The following is a 4,716-nucleotide window of genomic DNA, read 5'->3' as shown; positions in this document are numbered from 1 at the left end:
ACGAGCGCGCAGCGCGGAAAGAAGGGGTCCTAGGGGCGGAGCCCCTAGTTTCGGGCGCCCCCGCGAGGGCCACCGGTGGCGGCCCGCGCCCCCCGATGTGACCGTGGACGCATGACCATTCCCGTGGATCAGCTCAGTGAACCGACGGTCAGGGCGTTCGTCGCCGCCCTGAACGCCAACGACAAGTCCGCCGTGATGGACCTCCTGACCCCCGGCGCGACCATGTCCGACGACGGCTCGGACCGGAACCTCCAGGAGTGGCTGGAGCGCGAGGCCTTCTCGTCCAACGGCCACATGGACGTCGAGAGCGAGGCGGACGGCGGGCGCTCGCTCGTGGCCCGCTACCGCAACGACACCTGGGGCGAGATGCGCACGAAGTGGCAGTTCACGGTCGACGGCGGAAAGGTGTCCCGGTTCGAGACCGGCCAGGCCTGAGCCCGGCTCAGGCCGGAATGCGGACCGCCGCCCCCGACACCCGCACCCGCTCGTCCCCCTCCCGCAGCGAAACCGTGAGCACCCCGGGCCGCCCCATGTCGACCCCCTGGTGCAGGGTGAGCTCCGCGGCGGCGGGGACCAGGCCGAGCTCGCGCGCGTACGCGCCGAACGCCGCCGCGGCCGCACCCGTCGCCGGGTCCTCGACGACCCCGCCGACCGGGAACGGGTCGCGCACGTGGAAGACGCGGCCGTCGGAGTCCGGCTCCCGCCACACCAGTTGGACGGTCGTCAGGTCGAGCCGCAGCATCAGGGCCTTCAGGCGCTCGAAGTCGTACGCGAGGTCGGCGAGCCGCTCCCGGGTGGCGGCCGCGAGGACCAGATGGCGGGCGCCCGCGAAGGAGACGCGGGGCGGCAGGCCGGGGTCGAGCTCGTCCGCGGCCCAGCCGAGCGCGGCCAGGGCCTCGGCGACGTCGGCCGCGGCGGCCTCCTCGACGTGCGGCGCCACGCTCGTCAGCGTCGCCCGCAGCGCCCCGGCGTCCTCGGCGACGGTCACGGGCACCGTCCCGGCCCGGGTCGCGAAGACGAAGTCGCCGGGACCGGCGCGCTCGGCGAGCGCGACCGCCGTCGCCACGGTGGCGTGGCCGCAGAAGGGGACCTCGGCCTGCGGCGAGAAGTACCGCACGGTGAAGGCGCGGCCCTCAGGGCCGAGCTCGGCCGGGCCCGGCGTGAGGAACGCCGACTCGCTGTAGCCGACGTCGGCCGTGATCGCGAGCATCGTCGCGTCGTCGAGTCCGGTGGCGTCGAGGACGACCCCGGCGGGGTTGCCGCCCTCGGGATCACTGGCGAAGGCGGTGTAACGCAGGACGTCGACGTCGACGACGGGACCGGGGTGCTGGTGCTCGCTCATGCCGGACGACAACCGCCGCGCGGCCGGGTCCATTCCCGGCCACGCGGCGGTCGCGGCGTCCTACGAGCAGGAGTGCGCGTACTCAGTGGCAGTTCTTGGCCCCGTTGTCCCGGGTTGTCCAGGAGCAGGAGTCGAGCTGCGAGCCGCTCGGCTTGATGAGGCGGGCCTTGTCGGTGGTGTTGTTCCACACGTGCCAGCCGCGGCCCCAGTAGACGACGCCCGAGCCGTTCGTGCCCTTGCCGCTGCGCACCTTCACGGTCTTCCCCGCGCCGATCCGGTAGCTGGGGAAGGTGTACGTGTAGCCGGTGTTGTCCTTGAGCTTGTAGCCCTTGAGCTGGATCGGGCTCCGGGTGTTGTTGTGGATGTTCACCCACTCGCCGTTCACCGACGTGCGGGAGCTGGTGTCCCGGCCCGGGCTGTCGTACTGGATGTACCCGAGGTGCAGACCGCCCTGGTGGCGTGCGGCCGCGGACGCCGGGGCGGCGACCAGCAGGGGGGCCGTGACTGCGGTGGCGGCGAGGACGGCCGTGGCGGCCGAGCGTATGCGCAACGTGTGCTCCGTAAAGTGCCGAAAGGTTTGAAAGGTTCGAAAGGTTCCGAGTGTTCCGTGCCGTACCCGTGCTCCACTTGTGAAGCTCTGGTGGAGAGTTGCCGAGACTAGCGGGACGGGACGCCGCCGCGGACACCACTCCGGACCGATGACCGGAACTCGGCCACGCCCGCGTACTGCAATCAGCCCCGCCCGACGTACGGCATCGCCGTCGCGAGCACCGTGGCGAACTGCACGTTCGCTTCCAGGGGCAGCTCGGCCATGTGCCGCACGGTGCGCGCCACGTCGGCCACGTCCATCACGGGCTCGACCGCCGTCTCCCCGTTGGCCTGGAGGATCCCGGTCCGCATGCGCTCGGTCATGTCGGTCGCCGCGTTGCCGATGTCGATCTGGCCGACGGCGATGGAGTACGGGCGGCCGTCCAGGGACAGCGACTTGGTGAGGCCGGTCAGGGCGTGCTTGGTCGCCGTGTACGCGACCGAGTGCGGGCGCGGGGCGTGCGCCGAGATCGACCCGTTGTTGATGATCCGGCCGCCCTGCGGGTCCTGCTCCTTCATCTGCCGGAACGCCGCCTGGGCGCACAGGAACGCGCCGTTGAGGTTCGTGTCGACGACGTGCCGCCAGGCGTCGTAGGGGAGTTCCTCGACGGGCACGCCGCCGGGGCCGAACGTCCCGGCGTTGTTGAAGAGCAGGTCGAGCCGCCCGAAGCGGTCGCGTACGGCGGTGAAGAGGGCGTCGGCGTCGTCGGGCCGCGAGACGTCGGTCCGCACGCACAGCACCCGCCCGCCGGACTCCCCGCCCGCCAGTTCCGCTGTCTCCCGCAGCGTCTCCTCGCGCCGCCCCGCGAGCGCCACCGACCAGCCCGCGCCCAGGAGTTCAAGGGCGACGGAGCGACCGATTCCGGACCCCGCGCCCGTCACCACCGCCGTCTTCGACGCCCTCGGGGCCGCCGTCTGCGATGCCGCGTTCGCACCCTTCGGATGTGCCGTTGGCCATGCGTTCATGGCCCCGCAGCGTACGGGAGGGTCCGCAACACGGACATCATCTGCCCGCCATATGGCTGTTGTGTACGTGACAGTCCGGCGTCGTCCCCCGCCACTCCAATGCCCTGTACAGCCACCGTATGGGGAGGGGCACATGACACCCGCCGGACAGCACGCACCCGAACTCCGCGCCGCAGCCCGCCACTTGGGGCGCCGCCGCTTCCTCACCGGCACCGGGGCCGCCGCCGCGCTCGCCTTCGCCACCAATCTGCCCACGGCCGGCGTCGCGGGCGCCGCCGAGCTGGACGCGGCCCGCATCTCCGACGACCCGTTCACGCTCGGCGTCGCGTCCGGCGACCCGCAGCCGACCTCGGTCCTCCTCTGGACCCGCCTGGCGCCCAAGCCCTACGAGGAGAACGGCGGCCTGCCCGCCGAGCGCGTCACCGTCCACTGGGAGCTCTCCCGCGACGCCCGCTTCCGCCGCGCCGTCAGACGCGGCACGGCGACCGCGCACCCCGAGTTCAACCACTCCGTGCACGTCCAGGTCGACGGCCTCGACGCCGACCGCGCGTACTACTACCGCTTCCGCACCGGCACCTGGACCTCCGGCACCGGCCGCACCCGCACCGCGCCGCACCCCCACAGCCGTACCGGCGCCCTCACTCTCGCCGCCGTGTCCTGCCAGGCGTACCACGACGGCTACTTCACCGCGTACAAGCACCTCGCCGACGACGACGTCGACGTCGTCTTCCACCTCGGCGACTACCTGTACGAGTACGCCGTGAACTCCGTCGGCGGCGCCCGCAAGTACACCGACCGCGTCCTGCCCGACGTCTTCAACCGCGAGACGCAGACCCTCGACGACTACCGCCGCCGGTACGCGCTCTACAAGTCCGACCCCGACCTGCGCGCCGCGCACGCCGCGCACCCCTTCGTCGTCACCTGGGACGATCACGAGGTCGAGAACAACTACGCCGACGACCTCGACGAGAACGGCAACCCGCCCGAGGAGTTCCTGCTCCGCCGCGCGTCCGCGTACCGCGCGTACTGGGAGAACCAGCCGCTGCGCCGCCCGCAGCGGCCCGCGGGGTCCGACATGCAGCTCTACCGCCGCCTCGGCTGGGGCCGCCTCGCCCAGTTCGACATCCTCGACACCCGGCAGTACCGCTCCGACCAGGCGTACGGGGACGGGGCGCACGTGCCCGGGCCCGAGTCGCTCGACCCCCGCCGCACCATCACCGGCGCCACCCAGGAGCGGTGGCTGATCGACGGCTGGCGCCGCTCCCGCGCCCTGTGGAACGTCGTCCCCCAGCAGGTCACCTTCTCCCAGCGCAAGCTCGACCTGAACCCCGTCGCCAAGGTCAGCATGGACGCGTGGGACGGGTACGCGGCCTCGCGGCAGCGGGTGCTCGCGGGGGCGCGGGCCGCCGACGTCGAGAACCTCATGGTCCTCACCGGTGACGTGCACGTCGGCTACGCCTTCGACATCCTCGACGACTTCGACAAGCCGTCCTCGAAGGTCGTCGGTACGGAGATCGTCGCGACGTCCATCGCCTCCGGCAAGGACGGCGCGGACCGGCCCGCCAACTGGGAGACCTACACCCGGGCCAATCCCCATCTGAAGTTCTACAACGGCCGACGGGGATATGTGACCGTCGCCCTCGGCCGCGAGGAGGCGCGCGCGGACTTCAAGACGCTGACCGCGGTCACGACGCCGGGTGCCCCCATCAGGACGGCGGCGTCCTTCATCACGGAGGCGGGCAACCCGGGCCTGAAGCCGGCGTAGCCCTCGCGGGGGCGCCCCAGACCCGCCCCTTCCCGAACTGGGGCTCCGCCCCAGA

At 72.3% G+C, this 4,716-nt stretch carries 5 protein-coding genes; 2 read left to right on the top strand and 3 right to left on the bottom strand.

Going from position 1 to position 4,716, the window contains the following annotated elements; genetic code table 11:
- Nucleotides 1-111 precede the first annotated feature (111 nt).
- On the top strand, nucleotides 112-435 hold the full coding sequence (locus ACFWZ5_RS44785; protein ID WP_384806206.1) for a nuclear transport factor 2 family protein: 324 nt from the start codon (nucleotides 112-114) through the stop codon (nucleotides 433-435).
- Nucleotides 436-442: 7 nt separating this feature from the next.
- Here the strand turns inward: ACFWZ5_RS44785 and ACFWZ5_RS44780 are convergent, their stop codons facing one another.
- From ACFWZ5_RS44780 to ACFWZ5_RS44770, 3 genes are all read right to left on the bottom strand, one after another.
- Nucleotides 443-1,342, bottom strand: coding sequence for a PhzF family phenazine biosynthesis protein (locus tag ACFWZ5_RS44780; RefSeq protein ID WP_384806204.1), 900 nt, complete (start codon nucleotides 1,340-1,342; stop codon nucleotides 443-445).
- A gap of 82 nt (nucleotides 1,343-1,424) precedes the next feature.
- Nucleotides 1,425-1,892: a lamin tail domain-containing protein gene (locus ACFWZ5_RS44775; RefSeq protein WP_384806202.1), complete on the bottom strand. Its 468-nt coding sequence runs from the start codon at nucleotides 1,890-1,892 to the stop codon at nucleotides 1,425-1,427.
- 182 nt (nucleotides 1,893-2,074) lie between these two features.
- Nucleotides 2,075-2,896 (bottom strand): SDR family oxidoreductase, encoded by an 822-nt coding sequence (locus ACFWZ5_RS44770; protein ID WP_384806200.1) that lies wholly within the window; start codon nucleotides 2,894-2,896, stop codon nucleotides 2,075-2,077.
- A 133-nt stretch (nucleotides 2,897-3,029) separates the two neighbouring features.
- Between ACFWZ5_RS44770 and ACFWZ5_RS44765 the strand changes: the two genes are divergently transcribed.
- Complete coding sequence (locus ACFWZ5_RS44765; RefSeq protein ID WP_384806198.1) at nucleotides 3,030-4,661, top strand: alkaline phosphatase D family protein; 1,632 nt, start codon at nucleotides 3,030-3,032, stop codon at nucleotides 4,659-4,661.
- The last annotated feature ends 55 nt before the right edge of the window (nucleotides 4,662-4,716 follow it).

It is taken from the genome of Streptomyces sp. NPDC059003 (assembly GCF_042740445.1).
Classification (GTDB): Bacteria; Actinomycetota; Actinomycetes; order Streptomycetales; family Streptomycetaceae; genus Streptomyces.
Note: the sequence above shows the minus strand (reverse complement) of the source record. Positions and strands in the feature narration are given on the sequence as shown.

What these genes read in the sequence shown, in the direction of transcription:
- ACFWZ5_RS44785 (WP_384806206.1), top strand. Translation starts at nt 112, where the DNA reads ATGACCATTCCCGTGGATCAGCTCAGTGAACCGACGGTCAGGGCGTTC.
- ACFWZ5_RS44780 (WP_384806204.1), bottom strand. Translation starts at nt 1,342, where the DNA reads ATGAGCGAGCACCAGCACCCCGGTCCCGTCGTCGACGTCGACGTCCTG.
- ACFWZ5_RS44770 (WP_384806200.1), bottom strand. Translation starts at nt 2,896, where the DNA reads ATGAACGCATGGCCAACGGCACATCCGAAGGGTGCGAACGCGGCATCG.
- ACFWZ5_RS44765 (WP_384806198.1), top strand. Translation starts at nt 3,030, where the DNA reads ATGACACCCGCCGGACAGCACGCACCCGAACTCCGCGCCGCAGCCCGC.